Below are 15,839 nucleotides of genomic sequence, written 5' to 3' on the forward strand. Positions count from 1 at the left end.
GCATGGATCCCAGGGTCTCCGCGACGGAGCTTCGCTCCTGCTTCGCCCTGGGATGACGACGTCCCGGAGGCCGCTGCCAATTCTGAACGTCCGCGTTCGACACAGACGGCTGGATGCTTGTCCACGTCACTCGGTCGGGATTGCAGCTGCGCATCCGTCCAGTTCGCAGCCATGGGTGGCCAGGCTGCGCATGCCGAGCAGCACGGTTGTCAGCGCTAGCCCACCCGACGCGACGGAAACCCAGAAGCCGTTCTGTGCACCGAACGCATCCACCACCGCGCCGGCGGCGAAGGAACCCAGCGCCATGCCGATGCCGATGCCGGTGGTGACCCAGGTGATGCCCTCGGTCAGCATCGCCTCCGGCACGCGCCGCTCGATCAGGCCGAATGCGGTGATGAAGGTCGGCGAGATCGCCACGCCGCTGGCGAAGACCGCCAGCACCAGCAGCGGCACCGTGTCGGCAATCAGCAGCGGCAGCGTGGTGAGCGTGATGACGGCGATCGCGATGGCCAGCTGGTGTTGTAGCGGCGTTTTCAGGTTCAAGGTGCCGATGATGATGCCGACGACGAACGATCCCAGCGCATAGACGCCGATGACGAGGCTGGCAGCACCTGGCAGGCCAAGCTCCTTGGTGATCGCCACGGTGCTCACTTCCGTGGTGGCGAAAGTCGCGCCGATAAAGATCAGGGCGAAGGTGATGATCTGAACGGCGCGCAGGCGGATTGCTGAGCCGCGCGAACCGTGTCCCACCGGCCGCACCCGTGGCTCGGTCGAGCGCTGCAGGATGAAGGCCATCGAGCCGAAGGCGAGGAACAACGTGCTCGCCAGCATGCCCGCTTCCGGGAACAGGGCGACGCTCAGGCCCACCGATAGCGACGCCCCGGCGACATAGACCAGCTCGTCAGCTGCCGATTCAAAGGCGAACGCGGTGTTCATCTCGGGGCGATCCCGAAAAATCTCGGTCCAGCGCGCGCGCACCATTGCCGGAATGCTGGGCATGGCGGCGGCCAGCAGCGCCGACACGAACAGCGTCCATGTCGGCCAGTGCTGATTGGCCGCCGCGATCAGGATCACGAAAGCCAGCACGGAAAGGATCGTGGTCGGCACGACGATGCGGGTCTGGCCAAGGCGGTCCACCAGCCTGGATATCTGCGGCGCCAGAAAAGCGTTGGTCAGTGCGTATGTCGCCGAGACAGCGCCGGCCAGCCAGTATTCGCCATGCGTCTGCGACAGCATGGCGACGATCCCGATCGGCGCCATGGCGATCGGCAGCCGGGCAACGAAGCCGGCGGCGGCGAAACCTTTGGCGCCAGGGGCGCGAAAGATTTCCGAATAGGGATTTCGCATGGTCTGGCTCCTCGACAAAGGCCGGTTTGACAATTACATACGTTGCGTATGAATGTCAAATAGAGCATACGCCGCGTATGTCAATTGGCATACGAGACGTATGTTAGTAGGGCCAGAACCATGCACAAACCCCGCAAGGAGATGATCGCCGAGACTCGTGCCAAGCTGGTGGCGGCTGCGCGCCACGCCTTTGGCACCGTCGGCTATGCCGAGGCATCGATGGATGATTTCACCGCATCGGCCGGGCTGACGCGCGGTGCGCTCTATCATCACTTCGGCGACAAGAAGGGGCTTCTTCAGGCGGTGATCGCAGAGATCGACGCCGAGATGTTTGCCCGGCTGAAAGTCGTTTCAGCCAAAGCGGACATGCTCTGGAGCGGCTTTGTCGATGAATGCACGGCCTATATCGAGATGGCGCTCGAGCCGGAGATCCAGCGTATCGTATTGCGCGACGGGCCGGCGGTGCTTGGCGATCCTTCGCAATGGCCGAGCCAGAACGAATGCATCCGCTTGATGACGGAGAACCTTCAACGGCTCAGCGATGAGGGCACCATCATCGGCGTCGATGCCGAAGCCGCGGCAAGGCTGGTCAGCGGCGCTTCGCTGCATGCGGCGCAGTGGATCGCAAATTCCGACGATCCCGAAGCCACGTCGAAAAAGGCGGTGAAGGCATTCAACGTTCTTCTCGAAGGGCTGCTCAAGCGAGCTGGCAATTTGCCGGGATAATCGGTGGTCGTCGGTCGGCTTGAGATTGACAATCGCCAGCCTGGGTTCATCCTCTGCCCCCATCTCTGAGCGGAGATTCGGGACATGTGGGATTTCGAGATCGGCAGGTCGGTGTCCATCATGATGCGGACATGGCCCTTCATCGTCCTTCGCATGATCGTCTATTTCGGCATCACGCTGGCCTACATCGTGGCGACCGGCACCGGCGCCAGCGTTGGCTATGGCGTCGGCCATATCTCGACCGATCCTGACGGGCCAATGTCGTTTGCCCTGTGGGGCGGCGTGGTCGGTATCGGGGTCGTTTCGATCGCCGTCTACTGGATCCGCGAATACATCCTCTACATCGTCAAGGCCGGCCACATCGCGGTGATGGTCCACCTGATCGACGGCCGCGACGTTCCCGGCGGCCAGAGCCAGATCGCCTATGCCAGGGATGTGGTGACGCAGCGTTTCGCCGAAGCCAACATCCTTTTCGTGCTCGACCAGCTGGTCAAGGGCGCTATCCGCGCCATTACCGGCCTGATCGGCGGCATTGCCGCCTTCTTGCCCATTCCCGGCTTGAGTGGCGTGGTCAGTTTCATCAACACCGTCATCCGCCTGTCGCTGACTTATGTCGACGAGATCATCCTCGGCTACAACATCCGCATCAATTCTGCCTCGCCCTTCGAGACGGCGCGGCAAGGCGTCGTGCTCTATGCGCAGAACGGCAAGACCATGGTCAAGAACGCCGTCTGGCTGGCGGTCATCATGTGGGGCGTGTCCCTGGTCATCTTCCTGCTGATGCTGGCACCAGCCGCCGCCATCCTGTACCTCATGCCGGGGCAACTCGCAGGCTGGGCCTTCGTGCTCGCCATCGTCTTTGCCTGGGCCTTCAAGGCCGCCTTCATCGAACCCTTTGCTATCGCTTGCCTGATGCAGGTCTATTTCAAGACCATCCAGGGCCAGGTGCCAAATCCCGACTGGGACCGGCGGCTGGCCGAGGCTTCGTCGAAGTTTAGGGAGCTTAAGGAAAAGGCACTGGCCTCGTTCGGCGGCTCGCGCTGGACCCAGCCGACGCCCGGCACCTAAACTCTGTTGAACGTCGTCCTTTCCCAACGCGAAAACATGGTCAAAGCGGCCGGGCGCGCCTATATCGGGACATGGTCACAAGGCTCTACACCCACCCGATCTTTCTCGAACACCTGACGCCGCCCGGTCATCCGGAACGGCCCGACCGCTTGCGCGCCATCGAGCGTGTGCTCGACGACGAGGCCTTTGCCGCGCTCGATCGCGTCAAGGCGCCGGAAGGTGACGAGGCAACCATCCTCTATGCCCACCCGCAGGATTTCGTCGCCCGCGTCCGCGCCGCCATACCCGAGACCGGCATCGTCTCGATCGACGCCGACACCAGCGCCAGCCCAAAAAGCTGGCAGGCCGCGGTGACGGCGATCGGCGCCGCCAATGCCGCTGTTGACGATGTTTTTTCGGGCCGTGCCGACAACGTCTTTGTCGCCGCGCGGCCGCCCGGCCACCACGCCGAAAAGACCACAGCGATGGGCTTTTGCCTGTTCAACACCGCGGCGATCGCCGCCCGCTATGCGCAGAACAGGCACGGCGTCGAGCGCGTCGCCGTCGTCGATTGGGACGTGCATCACGGCAACGGCACGCAGGACATTTTCTGGGACGATCCGTCGGTGCTCTATTGTTCGACGCACCAGATGCCGCTTTATCCCGGCACCGGAGCCAAGAGCGAGACCGGCGCCGGCAACATCGTCAACGCGCCGCTGGCGCCGGAGACCGGCTCGGAGCTGTTCCGCGATGCCTTCCTGTCCAGGGTTTTGCCGGCGCTCGACAATTTCGCGCCCGACCTGATCATAATTTCCGCCGGCTTCGACGCGCACCATCGCGACCCGCTGGCGCAGATCAACCTGACCGAGGACGATTTCGACTGGGCGACCGGCCAGTTGCTCGAGCGCGCCGCGCGCCACAGCGGCAACCGGCTCGTCAGCCTGCTTGAGGGCGGCTACGATCTGCAGGGACTGGCATTTTCGGTCGCCGCCCATGTCGGGCGACTGATGAAAGGATAGAGGATGGCTGGCGAAGTGAACGAAGACGTCAAGGCGATGAGCTTCGAGCAGGCACTCGACGCATTGGAAAAGATCGTCGATGATCTGGAACGCGGCGACGTGCCGCTTGACCAGTCGATCAAGATCTATGAGCGCGGCGAGGCGCTGAAGCTGCATTGCGACCGGCTGCTGAAGGCGGCCGAGGACAAGGTCGAGAAGATCAGGCTGTCACGCGACGGCAAGCCGGTCGGGACGGAGCCACTCGACGCAGAATAGGTTGCAAAACGGGGCGGGCAGAGAAAGCAGGTAAGGAGTTCAAGCATGTGCAGAAACATCAAGACCCTGTTCAATTTCGAGCCGCCGGCAACCCATGACGAGATCCGCGACGCCGCACTTCAGTTCGTGCGCAAATTGAGCGGAACGACGCGGCCCTCGCAGCGCAATCAGGCGGCCTTCGACCGTGCAGTCGAGGCAATTGCCGCATCGGCGCACGAGCTGCTCCATTCCATGGAAACCCATCATCATCCGCGCAATCGCGAGGAGGTGGCGGCCAAGGCAAAGGCCAAATCCGCACTCCGCTTCGCCTGAGGACATCCGATGAGCTTCTTCCCCGGCAACGACCCGCAGCCTGGTGACACCTTCGCCAGCGACCAGATCGAGCTGATGGTCGTTCCGAACGCCAAGGATATTGGCGGCTTTCAGGTTCGCCGCGCCCTGCCGACTGCCAAACGCCGGCTGGTCGGCCCGTTCATCTTCTTCGACCGCATGGGGCCTGCCATCCTGCGCGCCGGCCAGGCGCTCGATGTGCGGCCGCATCCGCATATCGGCCTGTCCACCGTCACCTATCTGTTCGACGGCAAGATCAGGCATCGCGATTCGCTTGGCACCGAAATGGTCATCCAGCCCGGCGATGTGAATCTGATGACCGCCGGCCGCGGCATTGTCCATTCCGAGCGCACCCCGGAAGAATTGCGTGGCGCGCCGATGTCGGTCTCCGGCCTGCAGACATGGCTGGCGCTGCCCGACGGCAAGGAGGAGGTGGCGCCGGTGTTCGAGAACACCGCAGCGCTACGTCTGCCCGAAGTCGACGCCGAAGGCGTCAGCGGCCGCATCGTCATCGGCGCCTTTTCCGGGCTGCGGTCGCCGGTCGCCACCGCCTCGGATACGCTTTACGCCGACCTCAGGCTGGCGCCCGGCGCCAGCGTGAAAATCCCCGCCGATGCCGAGGAACGCGCCATCTATACGCTGGAAGGCGAGGTTTCGATCTCAGGCGATCGCTTCCCGGCCGAGCGGCTATTGGTGTTCAAGCCGGGCGACGAGATCATCGTCTCGTCGGAAGCTGGTGCCCATTTCATGCTGTTCGGCGGCGCTTCGCTCGGCTCGCCGCGCTACATCTGGTGGAACTTCGTTTCGTCGTCGAAGGAACGCATCGAACAGGCCAAGCAGGAATGGAAGACAGGTCGCTTCGATATCGTTCCTGGAGACGAGGAAGAGTTCATTCCGTTACCGGACAATTAACGTCACAACCACCCGCGTCACTGACACGCATTTACATTCGCCGGTCGTAGGCATATTTCGCCCATGATCGACGCGCATGAACATCATATCTGAGCAGGCCCCTCAACAAGTGAACGCAACGCTTAACACGCCGCTTCTCGACAAGGTCCGCATTCCGGCTGACCTGCGCACGCTTGCCGAAAGCGAGCTGCCGCAGCTGGCCGCGGAGCTTCGTGCCGAGCTGATCGATGCGGTGTCCCACACCGGTGGACATCTCGGCGCCGGCCTTGGCGTGGTCGAACTGACGGTGGCGCTGCACTACGTCTTCAACACGCCGGACGATCGGCTGATCTGGGATGTCGGCCACCAGGCCTATCCGCACAAGATCCTGACCGGCCGCCGCGACCGCATCCGCACGCTGCGCCAGGAGGGTGGTCTGTCCGGCTTCACCCGGCGCGCCGAGAGCGAATACGATCCGTTTGGCGCCGCGCACTCCTCGACTTCGATTTCCGCCGGCCTTGGCATGGCGGCCGCGCGCGATCTCTCCGGCGGCCGCAACAATGTCATCGCCGTCATCGGCGACGGCGCCATGTCGGCCGGCATGGCCTATGAGGCGATGAACAATGCCGGCGCGCTCGATGCCCGCCTCATCGTCATCCTCAACGACAACGATATGTCGATCGCCCCGCCGACCGGCGCGATGAGCGCCTATCTGGCGCGCCTGGCTTCCGGCAAGACCTATCTCGGTCTGCGCGATTTCGGCAAGAAGCTGACGTCTTATCTCGGCAAGCGCGCCGATCGCGCCATCACCCGGGCGGTCGAGCATGCGCGCGGCTACGTCACCGGTGGCACGCTGTTCGAGGAGCTGGGCTTCTATCACATCGGCCCAATCGACGGGCACAATCTCGAGCATCTGATCCCGGTCTTGAAGAATGTTCGCGACAATGGCGACGGCCCGGTGCTGATCCATGTCGTGACCCAGAAGGGCAAGGGTTACGGGCCGGCCGAGGCTGCCGCCGACAAATATCACGGCGTCAATAAGTTCGATGTCATCACCGGCGCGCAGGCCAAGGCGCCGGCCAACGCCCCGAGCTACACCAAGGTCTTTGCCGAAAGCCTGGTCCAGGAGGCCCGCGAGGACGACCGCATCGTCGCCGTCACCGCCGCCATGCCGAACGGCACCGGCCTCGACCTGTTCGGCGAGGCGTTTCCGACGCGGGTCTTCGATGTCGGCATCGCCGAGCAGCATGCGGTGACCTTCGCTGCCGGCCTCGCCACCGAAGGCTTCAAGCCCTTCGCCGCCATCTATTCGACCTTCCTGCAGCGCGCCTACGACCAGGTCGTCCACGACGTGGCGATCCAGAAATTGCCGGTGCGCTTTCCCATCGATCGCGCCGGATTCGTCGGCGCCGATGGCGCCACCCATTGCGGCGCTTTCGACACCACCTTCCTGGCGACGCTGCCCGGCTTTGTCGTCATGGCGGCGGCCGATGAGGCGGAACTGCGCCACATGGTTCGCACGGCGGCAAGCTACGATGATGGCCCCATCGCCTTCCGCTATCCGCGCGGCAACGGCGTCGGTGTCGACATGCCGGAACGCGGCTCGGTGCTCGAAATCGGCAAGGGCCGCATCGTCAGGGAAGGCACCAAGGTTGCGCTGCTGTCCTTCGGCACGCGCCTTCAGGATTGCTTGGCTGCGGCCGAGGAGCTCGGCGCGGCCGGGCTTTCGACCACTGTTGCCGACGCCCGTTTCGCCAAGCCGCTCGACGAGGATCTGATCCGGCGGCTGGCCCGCTCGCACGAAGTTCTGGTGACGGTGGAAGAGGGCGCGGTCGGCGGCTTTGCCAGCCACGTGCTGCAGTTCCTCGCCCATGAAGGGTTGCTGGAAAGCGGCCTGAAGGTGCGCCCGCTGGTGCTGCCCGACGCGTTCACCGATCACGCCAAGCCCGAAAAAATGTATGCCGACGCCGGGCTGGACGCGGCCGGCATCGTGCGCACCGTCTTCGTCGCGCTTGGACATACAGCGCGCGCCCAGCGCGCCTGAATCAGAATCTCAAACCTCTGAATCACTTTGTCGGCTAGCGATCGTAACGCGCTGTTTACGTTGCCGTTTGTTGTTTTGCTTACCCTGTCTCTTGGCCGTTTTTCAACGGCGCCCTGCTAGAACGTGCCCAAGGCAGGGAGTTAAAAACAATGAGAACGCTTCTGTGCGGCGTGGCCCTTTCGGCCGCTATCGCCGCGCCGGCCATGGCCGAAACGCGCTATGACCGCAATCTCGAAAAGGCGGTGATGGGCATCGTTGCCAGCAAGATCGGCGACATCCGCGGCGGCTTCTCCTACAAGCAAAGACCACAATTCGTCGTTGTGCCGGACGCCATATCGGCGGCATCCGTCCCCACTGAGCGCCCGCGCAAGCAGGCTTCCGGCGACAGCAATGATGGTCTGACGCCGGCCGTCGACCGGCAGGTTTCGCGCACCATCTTCTAACACTCTTCGACAGCTACAACGGGTCGATGATTGCCGATCCGCCCCAAGGTGCTTGCCATCATCGCCGGCTTTCGCCATGAAGGCCGATGAATTCCCCTCTGCCAGCCAGCACACGCCAGCGCCTCGACGAACTGCTCGTCACGCGCGGCCTGTTCGCCAGCCGCTCGCGCGCCCGTGATGCGGTCGAGCGCGGCACGGTGACGGTCGACGGCGTCATTGCCCGCAAGCCCGGACAAACCGTCTTGCCGCAATGCCTGATCGCCATCGACGATCCGGCGCAGGGCTATGTATCGCGCGCGGCGCTGAAGCTGATCGCCGGGCTCGATCATTTCGGTCTGGACCCCGCCGGCAGCGAAGCGCTCGACATCGGCGCCTCGACCGGCGGCTTCACCCAGGTGCTGCTCGAACGCGGTGCGGCCCATGTCACCGCGATCGATGTCGGACATGGCCAGATGCATCCCGACATCTCAGGCGATCCGCGCGTGACAGCGATCGAAGGGCTGAATGCTCGCGAACTTTCCGTCGGCGATCTGGCCGGTTGCATTCCGGATTTCATCGTTTCCGATGTCAGCTTCATCTCGCTGAAACTGGCGCTGCCGCCGGCGCTCGCTCTGGCCACAAGTGGCGCGAAAGCCGTGTTTCTGGTGAAGCCGCAATTTGAGGCCGGCCGCGAGGCAATCGGCAAGGGTGGCCTGCTGAAAGACCCCTACGATGCCGCGCGCGTTGCCGGCCTGTTGCAGGAGTGGCTCGAAGGCGTCCCTGGCTGGCGCACGCTGGGGCTGCACCTGTCGCCGATCGAAGGCGGAGACGGCAATCGCGAGTTCCTGCTTGCCGGCATCAAGGACGCCAAGGGCAGCGATCCCAAGGGCGGCGCTCGATGAGCGCGCGCTTCACCATCGCAAGACTGGGCTCCCAGGGCGACGGCGTCGCCGAGGCCGAAACCGGCGAGGTGTTCATTCCGTTTGCGCTGCCCGGTGAGACCGTCACCGCCGCCCGCGAAAAAGATCGCGCCACGCTGATGGCGGTGCTGGAGACGTCGCCGCTGCGGATCGATCCCGCCTGCCGGCATTTCACCGAATGCGGCGGCTGCGCCCTCCAGCATCTGGAAGCCGAAGCCTATCACCAGTGGAAGCGCGAAAAGGTCGTGCAGGCGCTGAAGAGCAAGGGCATTGCCAGCGATGTAGGCGCGTTGGTGCCGTGCGCGCCGCACACGCGCCGCCGCGTCGTCTTCACGGCTCGCCGCGGCGAGGCCGGCATGAAGCTGGGTTTCGTTCGCGCGCTGTCGTCGGAAATCATTCCCATCGAGGAATGTCCGATCTCATTGCCCGAGATCGTCGCCGCGCTCGATCGTCTGAGGGCACTCGCGGAACTCGTGTGCGCCACGACCAAATCGTTCCGCATGACGGTGACGGTGACCGGCTCCGGCCTCGATGTCGCGGTTCACGAGTCCGGCAAGCTCGGCGAGAACAAGCGCCGCGTCGCCTCCAACTTTGTCATTGCGCAAGGGCTGGCCCGGCTTTCGGTCGAGGACGAGATTGTCGTCGAGCCGAAGAAGCCCGTGGTCATGTTTGGCGATATCGCCGTCGCGGTGCCGCCAGGTGCCTTCCTTCAGGCAACGCAGGCCGCCGAGCAGGCGATGGCGGATATCGTTGGCGGACATCTGAAACGTGCCAAAAAAGTCGCTGATCTTTTCGCCGGCTGCGGCAGTTTTGCGCTGCGCCTGGCGGCGAAATCGGAAGTCCATGCGGTGGAAGGCGATGCCGCAGCGCTTGCGGCGCTCGACCGGGGATTTCGTTTCGCCTCCGGCCTGAAGCGGGTGACCGCGGAGCGCCGCGACCTGTTCCGCCGGCCGCTCACCTTCAAGGAGCTGAACGCCTTCGACGGTCTGGTCTTCGATCCGCCGCGCGCCGGCGCCGAGGATCAGTCGAAGCAGATCGCCCGTTCCGACGTGCCGCTGGTCGTCGCTGTCTCCTGCAATCCGGTGACGCTGGCGCGCGATCTGCGCATCCTCATCGACGGCGGCTATACACTCAAGAGCGTCACCCCGATCGACCAGTTCCTGTGGTCGTCGCATGTCGAGGCGGTTGCGCTGCTGGAGAAGCCGAAACGGCGGCGTTAGATCAGTCGCGAGTCTGACGACGGCGTGCTTCGGTGAGCACGCCCGTTTCCATGTCTTTCGGTCGAACTGGTGTCCACGATTTTGTCCCCGACGGCCATCGCCTCAAACCCTGGTGCCACCGACCGTCATCTGGTTCATCCTGAGATGCGGCTGGCCGACGCCGACCGGCACGCCCTGTCCAGCCTTGCCGCACATGCCGATGCCGTTGTCGAGCTTCATGTCGTTGCCGATCATCGACACGCGATGCATGGCGTCAGGCCCGTTGCCGATCAGCATGGCGCCCTTGATCGGCTGCGTCACCTTGCCGTTCTCGATCATGTAGGCCTCGGTGCAGCCGAACACGAATTTGCCCGAGGTGATGTCGACCTGGCCACCGCCGAAGGAAACGGCATAGATGCCGTTCTTGACCGAGGCGATGATCTCGTCCGGCTCCATGTCGCCGGAGGTCATGTAGGTGTTGGTCATGCGCGGCATCGGCTGGTGCGCATAGCCTTCGCGCCTTCCATTGCCGGTCGCCTTCATGCCCATCAGCCGGGCATTCTGGCGGTCCTGCATGTAGCCGACGAGCTTGCCGTCATCGATCAGCACGTTGCGGGCCGAAGGCGTGCCTTCGTCGTCGACAGTCAGCGAGCCGCGCCGCTCGGGCATGGTGCCGTCGTCGACGACGGTGACGCCTTTGGCGGCTACCTGTTGGCCCAGCAGGCCGGCGAAGGCCGATGTCTTCTTGCGGTTGAAGTCGCCTTCCAGCCCGTGGCCGACGGCCTCGTGCAACATGACCCCAGGCCAGCCGCTCGACAGCACGATGTCGAAGGTTCCGGCGGGCGCCGGAATGGCTTCGAGATTGACCAGCGCTTGCCGCAGTGCCTCCTTGGCCGCGTGCTTCCAGCTGTCCTCGACCAGGAATTCGCCAAAGGCCTTGCGTCCGCCCATGCCGTAGGAGCCGCTCTCCTGGCGGTCGCCATCGCCGACAACGACAGACACGTTGATGCGGACCAGCGGCCGGATATCACGCACCATCTGGCCGTCGGCACGCACGATCTCGACATGCTGCCAGGAAGCGGCGAGCGAGGCCGTCACCTGGCGCACGCGCGGGTCCTCGGCGCGCAGCCAGGCGTCGATTTCCTGCAAGAGCTTTGCCTTGACCTCGAAGGAAGGCGAGGGGATCGGGTTTTCATCGCCGTAGAGATGGCGGTTGGTGCGCGCGGGTGCCGCGGCAAGCGTGCCGGAATAGCCGCCCTTGACCGTTGAAACGGCGTCGGCGGCGCGCAGCAGCGAGGCTTCCGAAAGATCGCTGGAATGCGCGTAGCCGCTGGCCTCGCCGGCGACGGCGCGCAGGCCAAAACCCTGGTCGGTGTTGAAATTGGCGGTCTTCAGCCGGCCATTGTCGAACATCAGCGCTTCGCTTTCGCTGTATTCGAGGAACAGCTCGCCGTCGTTGGCGCCGTTAAGGGTCTCAGCGACGATCTGTTTGATGCGATCGTCGGAAATGTCGAATTGGCCGATCAGGCTGTTCATGGTGGGGTCCTTCAACAACGGTTTTACGGCATGTAGGCGCCAGGGCGCCGTTCGGCAATCTTCGCGGCCGAATACAGAAGCCCCTAAATCAGGCTGCGCGCCATCACGATTTCGTCGATCTCCCGGCCCTCGTGAAGAAAGCCGGCAGGGATGCGACCGATTTCATGAAAACCTTCGCGTTGATAAAATCGTATGGCGGCCGGATTTTCTGCGCTTACGGCCAGTTCGACCTGCCTGATCCCCAATGCGCGGGCGTGTTCGAGCAAAAGATTGAGCATCGCGACGGCGCGTCCGTCGCCGCGCTCGGTGTCGCGCAAGTAAACCATGATGATGGTGGCGCGGTGCGCCATCTTGCTGGCTTGCTGCCGCATCAGGCCCATTATACCCACAGGTTCATCGCCGCTAAAGCTGACGACAACCGGGTTGTTCGTCAGGCGCCGTCGCCACTCCTCGTCCGGCAGACTTTCCCAATCCGCGAGGCTGCTGGCGAAGGCTTCGGGAGCAACGCGCAACGCCTCCAGGCGAATTCGCTTGAAGATCTCGAAATCGTTGGGATCGAGCAGTTTCAGGGCCAAAACAGTTTCAGGGCCAAAGCAGTCTCAGGGTAGGGCGGCAAAACCGTCGGCGAAACCCTTGAGATCGACGGGAATGCCGATGCCTTCTTCCGGCGTCTGGAAGACGATGAAGGTGGCCGACGTGCCGGTCTTCAGCGTGTCGAGCAGCGGCTTTTCGAGAATGACCTCGGCATAGCAGCCATCCTGGAAGCAGCGCACGAAATAGGCGCGACCGATGTCCTTGCCGTCGACATTGAGGCCAAGACCGTTGGGCAAAAGCACGCCGAGCGGCGCCAGCACGCGCAGGATCTCGGCCTTGTTGTCGGCGGTGCGCAGCACGACGACGGAAAGCCCCATCTCGGGACGGTCCTCGGCGACGACGTTCTGCATCATCACGCATTGTTCCGACGTGGCGCCGGCCGGTGTGTCGCAGATGATCGACCACGCCCCGTGTGTCGACCGCACCGTGCCGCTTGGCTGCGCGGCATTGACCTGGCTGATGCCGGACAAGCCAACGCAAGAGAGGGCGGCGAGAACGATGACCTTCGGCCAGGTTCTCGAAAGCCGAGAGTTTCTCGAAAGCCCGAAGTTTGCCGAAAGCCAAGCGTTCATGACGGCTCCATTGCGAATCACGGCACTTTAAGCCGCGCCAAAGCCAAGTAAAGGATGAGACCGCCGCTGGTCTGCCCCGATAGCGGCCACAATCCGCTTTTCCCTAGCAATTTCGCCCGAATTGCGACCGTCCGGCGCATTCTGCCCGCATGCCCGCACCGCCCGTCCGTCCCCGATCCGCGCGAGGCAAAAAAGCCGCTATCGCATCTGCGCGCAAAAATGCCGCACGGTTTCCTCCGCTCCTTTCTTGCGGAGGCAAATAGAGTATGGTTTGAACCAGCCTTGGGACTGCCGGGATTCCCATCCCGGCTTTGTTCGATATTCTTGCGCTCCGATCGCGAGGAACCGGGAGATGATGAGGGCGATGAGAAAATTCCTAGCTAGCGCCAATTTTCTAGCAAGCACGGGCGCCGCCACCGCCTTCGCCGGTGCGTCCGCCCATGCGGCCCAGCCCCAGCCGTGGGAGACCGGTTTTCAGCCTCCGGCGACCGACATGATGCGGCAGATTGAGTGGTTCGGGAACTACACGCTTTGGTTCATCGTCGTGATCACCGCTGTGGTGCTTTTCCTCCTTGCCTATTGCATCTGGAAGTTCCGTGCGAGCGTGAACCCAATCCCTTCCAAGACCAGCCACAACACGCTGATCGAAGTGATCTGGACCATCGGGCCTGTCATCGTCCTGCTTTTGATCGCCATACCGTCTTTCCAGCTGCTGACCGCGCAATACACGCCGCCGGAAGAAGCCAAGCTGACCATCAAGGCGACGGGAAACCAGTGGAACTGGGATTACGAATACCAGGTCGACAAGGCGCTTACCTTCAACTCGGCGATCCTCCAGGATGCTGACCGCGCCGCCGCCGGCAAGGACGATCGCAAGGTCTACCCGCGCCTGCTCGCCGTCGACAATGAGATGGTGGTGCCGGTCAACACCATGACCCGCGTGCTCGTCACCGCAACCGACGTCATCCACTCCTTTGCCATGCCTGCGTTTGGCATCAAGATGGACGCGGTTCCCGGACGCACCAACGAGACCTGGTTCAAGGCGGAAAAGGAAGGCCTCTATTACGGCCAGTGCTCGCAGCTCTGCGGCAAGGACCATGCCTTCATGCCGATCGCGATCCGCGTCGTCTCCGATGCGCAGTACACGACCTGGCTGGCAGCAGCCAAGACCGATCTGCCCGGCGCCAACAAGGCGTTGATGGCCGAGGTCGATGGCACAAACAAAGTAGCGGCCGCCGGCAACTGACGCCGCGACCATAAAGAGATCAGGGAACGGAGCGGAACATGGCAGACGCTGCAGCTCACGACGATCACGGCCACAAGCCGTATCACGGCTGGGTCCGGTGGGTGTATTCGACCAACCACAAGGATATCGGTACGCTCTATCTGATCTTTGCGATCTTCGCAGGCATCGTCGGCGGCGCCCTCTCGGTCGTCATCCGCATGGAACTGCAGGAGCCGGGCATCCAGATATTCACCGGCCTGGCGCAGATGGTCTACGGCATGAACGGCGATGCCGCCATTGATGGCGGCAAGAGCATGTACAATGCCTTCGGCACCGCACATGCCCTGATCATGATCTTCTTCATGGTCATGCCGGCGCTGATCGGCGGCTTTGCCAACTGGATGGTGCCGATCATGATCGGCGCGCCGGACATGGCGTTCCCGCGCATGAACAACATCTCGTTCTGGCTGCTGCCGCCGGCCTTCATCCTGCTGATCACCTCGGCCTTCATGCCGAGCGCGCCAGGCGCCTACGGCGTTGGCGGCGGCTGGACGCTTTATCCGCCGCTGTCGACCTCCGGTCAGCCCGGACCGGCGATGGATCTGGCGATCCTGTCGATCCACATTGCCGGCGCGTCGTCGATCCTCGGCGCGATCAACTTCATCACCACCATCTTCAACATGCGCGCGCCTGGCATGACCATGCACAAGATGCCGCTGTTTGCCTGGTCGGTGCTGATCACCGCCTTCCTGCTGCTTTTGTCGCTGCCGGTTCTGGCCGGCGGCATCACCATGCTGCTCACCGACCGCAATTTCGGCACCACCTTCTTTGCCCCGGATGGCGGTGGTGACCCGATCCTGTTCCAGCATCTGTTCTGGTTCTTCGGTCACCCGGAAGTCTACATCCTGATCCTGCCGGGCTTCGGCATCATCAGCCACATCGTTTCCACCTTCTCGAAGAAGCCGGTGTTCGGCTATCTCGGCATGGCCTATGCCATGGTGGCGATCGGCGCGGTCGGCTTCATCGTCTGGGCCCACCATATGTACACGACCGGCCTGTCGCTCGACACGCAGCGCTATTTCGTCTTCGCCACCATGGTCATCGCCGTGCCGACAGGCGTGAAGATCTTCTCGTGGATCGCGACGATGTGGGGCGGGTCGATCTCGCTGAAGCCGCCGATGCTGTGGGCGCTCGGCTTCATCTTCCTGTTCACGATTGGTGGCGTCACCGGCGTCCAGCTGGCCAATGCCGGCCTCGACCGGTCGCTGCACGACACCTATTTCGTCATCGCTCACTTCCACTACGTGCTGTCGCTCGGCGCGGTGTTCGCCATCTTCGCCGGCTGGTACTACTGGTTCCCGAAGATGACCGGCTACATGTATTCCTTTGCCATCGCCAACACCCACTTCTGGGTCACCTTCATCGGCGTCAACCTGATCTTCTTCCCGCAGCATTTCCTCGGCCTGGCCGGCATGCCGCGCCGCACCATCGACTACCCTGATGCATTTGCCGGCTGGAACATGGTGTCGTCCTACGGCTCGTACATCTCGGCCGTCGGCGTCGCGATCTTCCTCTACGGCGTGTTCGAGGCCTTCCAGAAGAAGCGGGTCGCCGGCGCCAACCCATGGGGCGAGGGTGCAACGACGCTTGAATGGCAGTTGCCTTCGCCGCCGCCTTTCCACCAGTGGGAACAGCTGCCGAAGATCAAGTAA

At 63.3% G+C, this 15,839-nt stretch carries 16 protein-coding genes; 12 read left to right on the forward strand and 4 right to left on the reverse strand.

Going from position 1 to position 15,839, the window contains the following annotated elements; translation table 11 throughout:
- Nucleotides 1–126: 126 nt before the first annotated feature.
- Nucleotides 127–1,347 (reverse strand): MFS transporter, encoded by a 1,221-nt coding sequence (locus AC1DX6_RS18790; RefSeq protein WP_477315964.1) that lies wholly within the window; start codon nucleotides 1,345–1,347, stop codon nucleotides 127–129.
- A gap of 120 nt (nucleotides 1,348–1,467) precedes the next feature.
- Between AC1DX6_RS18790 and AC1DX6_RS18795 the strand changes: the two genes are divergently transcribed.
- From AC1DX6_RS18795 to AC1DX6_RS18840, 10 genes are all read left to right on the forward strand, one after another.
- Nucleotides 1,468–2,073, forward strand: a complete 606-nt coding sequence (locus AC1DX6_RS18795; protein ID WP_477315966.1) for a TetR/AcrR family transcriptional regulator — start codon at nucleotides 1,468–1,470, stop codon at nucleotides 2,071–2,073.
- 84 nt (nucleotides 2,074–2,157) lie between these two features.
- Entirely contained in the window at nucleotides 2,158–3,141 is a 984-nt protein-coding gene (locus AC1DX6_RS18800; protein WP_477315968.1) for a hypothetical protein, read from the forward strand.
- A 71-nt stretch (nucleotides 3,142–3,212) separates the two neighbouring features.
- A complete protein-coding gene (locus AC1DX6_RS18805; protein ID WP_477315970.1) occupies nucleotides 3,213–4,139 on the forward strand; it encodes a histone deacetylase family protein in 927 nt (308 codons plus the stop codon).
- Between the two features lie 3 nt (nucleotides 4,140–4,142).
- Nucleotides 4,143–4,394 carry an exodeoxyribonuclease VII small subunit gene (locus AC1DX6_RS18810; RefSeq protein WP_477243532.1) on the forward strand — a complete coding sequence of 84 codons (252 nt, stop codon included), beginning with the start codon at nucleotides 4,143–4,145 and terminating at the stop codon, nucleotides 4,392–4,394.
- Between the two features lie 45 nt (nucleotides 4,395–4,439).
- Nucleotides 4,440–4,706, forward strand: a complete 267-nt coding sequence (locus AC1DX6_RS18815; protein ID WP_477315971.1) for a DUF2277 domain-containing protein — start codon at nucleotides 4,440–4,442, stop codon at nucleotides 4,704–4,706.
- 9 nt (nucleotides 4,707–4,715) lie between these two features.
- Nucleotides 4,716–5,636, forward strand: a complete 921-nt coding sequence (locus AC1DX6_RS18820; RefSeq protein ID WP_477315973.1) for a pirin family protein — start codon at nucleotides 4,716–4,718, stop codon at nucleotides 5,634–5,636.
- Nucleotides 5,637–5,712: 76 nt separating this feature from the next.
- Complete coding sequence (gene dxs, locus AC1DX6_RS18825; protein WP_477315975.1) at nucleotides 5,713–7,659, forward strand: 1-deoxy-D-xylulose-5-phosphate synthase; 1,947 nt, start codon at nucleotides 5,713–5,715, stop codon at nucleotides 7,657–7,659.
- A 149-nt stretch (nucleotides 7,660–7,808) separates the two neighbouring features.
- Complete coding sequence (locus AC1DX6_RS18830) at nucleotides 7,809–8,102, forward strand: hypothetical protein (protein WP_477315977.1); 294 nt, start codon at nucleotides 7,809–7,811, stop codon at nucleotides 8,100–8,102.
- An 86-nt stretch (nucleotides 8,103–8,188) separates the two neighbouring features.
- Nucleotides 8,189–8,983 carry a TlyA family RNA methyltransferase gene (locus tag AC1DX6_RS18835; RefSeq protein WP_477315978.1) on the forward strand — a complete coding sequence of 265 codons (795 nt, stop codon included), beginning with the start codon at nucleotides 8,189–8,191 and terminating at the stop codon, nucleotides 8,981–8,983.
- On the forward strand, nucleotides 8,980–10,221 hold the full coding sequence (locus AC1DX6_RS18840; RefSeq protein WP_477315980.1) for a class I SAM-dependent RNA methyltransferase: 1,242 nt from the start codon (nucleotides 8,980–8,982) through the stop codon (nucleotides 10,219–10,221). Before AC1DX6_RS18835 ends, AC1DX6_RS18840 begins: the two co-directional genes overlap by 4 nt.
- Before the next feature lie 102 nt (nucleotides 10,222–10,323).
- On the opposite strand, the gene tldD is transcribed toward AC1DX6_RS18840, so the two are convergent.
- The 3 genes from tldD to AC1DX6_RS18855 all read right to left on the reverse strand — a co-directional run bounded on the left by tldD (nucleotide 10,324) and on the right by AC1DX6_RS18855 (nucleotide 12,902).
- Nucleotides 10,324–11,736 carry a metalloprotease TldD gene (gene tldD, locus AC1DX6_RS18845; RefSeq protein ID WP_477315982.1) on the reverse strand — a complete coding sequence of 471 codons (1,413 nt, stop codon included), beginning with the start codon at nucleotides 11,734–11,736 and terminating at the stop codon, nucleotides 10,324–10,326.
- An 83-nt stretch (nucleotides 11,737–11,819) separates the two neighbouring features.
- Entirely contained in the window at nucleotides 11,820–12,311 is a 492-nt protein-coding gene (locus AC1DX6_RS18850; protein ID WP_477315984.1) for an N-acetyltransferase family protein, read from the reverse strand.
- A gap of 24 nt (nucleotides 12,312–12,335) precedes the next feature.
- Nucleotides 12,336–12,902 carry an invasion associated locus B family protein gene (locus AC1DX6_RS18855; RefSeq protein ID WP_477315986.1) on the reverse strand — a complete coding sequence of 189 codons (567 nt, stop codon included), beginning with the start codon at nucleotides 12,900–12,902 and terminating at the stop codon, nucleotides 12,336–12,338.
- A 364-nt stretch (nucleotides 12,903–13,266) separates the two neighbouring features.
- On the opposite strand from AC1DX6_RS18855, the gene coxB reads away from it, so the two are divergent.
- Together coxB and ctaD are read left to right on the forward strand one after the other, a co-directional pair.
- A complete protein-coding gene (gene coxB, locus AC1DX6_RS18860; protein WP_477315988.1) occupies nucleotides 13,267–14,148 on the forward strand; it encodes a cytochrome c oxidase subunit II in 882 nt (293 codons plus the stop codon).
- 38 nt (nucleotides 14,149–14,186) lie between these two features.
- A complete protein-coding gene (ctaD, locus tag AC1DX6_RS18865; RefSeq protein WP_477315990.1) occupies nucleotides 14,187–15,839 on the forward strand; it encodes a cytochrome c oxidase subunit I in 1,653 nt (550 codons plus the stop codon).

It is taken from the genome of Mesorhizobium sp. P2_C4, from assembly GCF_056404575.1.

Bases quoted from the DNA above. Each gene is read 5' to 3' on its own strand.
- AC1DX6_RS18790 (WP_477315964.1), bottom strand. From the start codon at position 1,347: ATGCGAAATCCCTATTCGGAAATCTTTCGCGCCCCTGGCGCCAAAGGT.
- AC1DX6_RS18795 (WP_477315966.1), top strand. From the start codon at position 1,468: ATGCACAAACCCCGCAAGGAGATGATCGCCGAGACTCGTGCCAAGCTG.
- AC1DX6_RS18800 (WP_477315968.1), top strand. From the start codon at position 2,158: ATGTGGGATTTCGAGATCGGCAGGTCGGTGTCCATCATGATGCGGACA.
- AC1DX6_RS18805 (WP_477315970.1), top strand. From the start codon at position 3,213: ATGGTCACAAGGCTCTACACCCACCCGATCTTTCTCGAACACCTGACG.
- AC1DX6_RS18810 (WP_477243532.1), top strand. From the start codon at position 4,143: ATGGCTGGCGAAGTGAACGAAGACGTCAAGGCGATGAGCTTCGAGCAG.
- AC1DX6_RS18815 (WP_477315971.1), top strand. From the start codon at position 4,440: ATGTGCAGAAACATCAAGACCCTGTTCAATTTCGAGCCGCCGGCAACC.
- AC1DX6_RS18820 (WP_477315973.1), top strand. From the start codon at position 4,716: ATGAGCTTCTTCCCCGGCAACGACCCGCAGCCTGGTGACACCTTCGCC.
- dxs (WP_477315975.1), top strand. From the start codon at position 5,713: ATGAACATCATATCTGAGCAGGCCCCTCAACAAGTGAACGCAACGCTT.
- AC1DX6_RS18830 (WP_477315977.1), top strand. From the start codon at position 7,809: ATGAGAACGCTTCTGTGCGGCGTGGCCCTTTCGGCCGCTATCGCCGCG.
- AC1DX6_RS18835 (WP_477315978.1), top strand. From the start codon at position 8,189: ATGAATTCCCCTCTGCCAGCCAGCACACGCCAGCGCCTCGACGAACTG.
- AC1DX6_RS18840 (WP_477315980.1), top strand. From the start codon at position 8,980: ATGAGCGCGCGCTTCACCATCGCAAGACTGGGCTCCCAGGGCGACGGC.
- tldD (WP_477315982.1), bottom strand. From the start codon at position 11,736: ATGAACAGCCTGATCGGCCAATTCGACATTTCCGACGATCGCATCAAA.
- AC1DX6_RS18855 (WP_477315986.1), bottom strand. From the start codon at position 12,902: ATGAACGCTTGGCTTTCGGCAAACTTCGGGCTTTCGAGAAACTCTCGG.
- coxB (WP_477315988.1), top strand. From the start codon at position 13,267: ATGAGAAAATTCCTAGCTAGCGCCAATTTTCTAGCAAGCACGGGCGCC.
- ctaD (WP_477315990.1), top strand. From the start codon at position 14,187: ATGGCAGACGCTGCAGCTCACGACGATCACGGCCACAAGCCGTATCAC.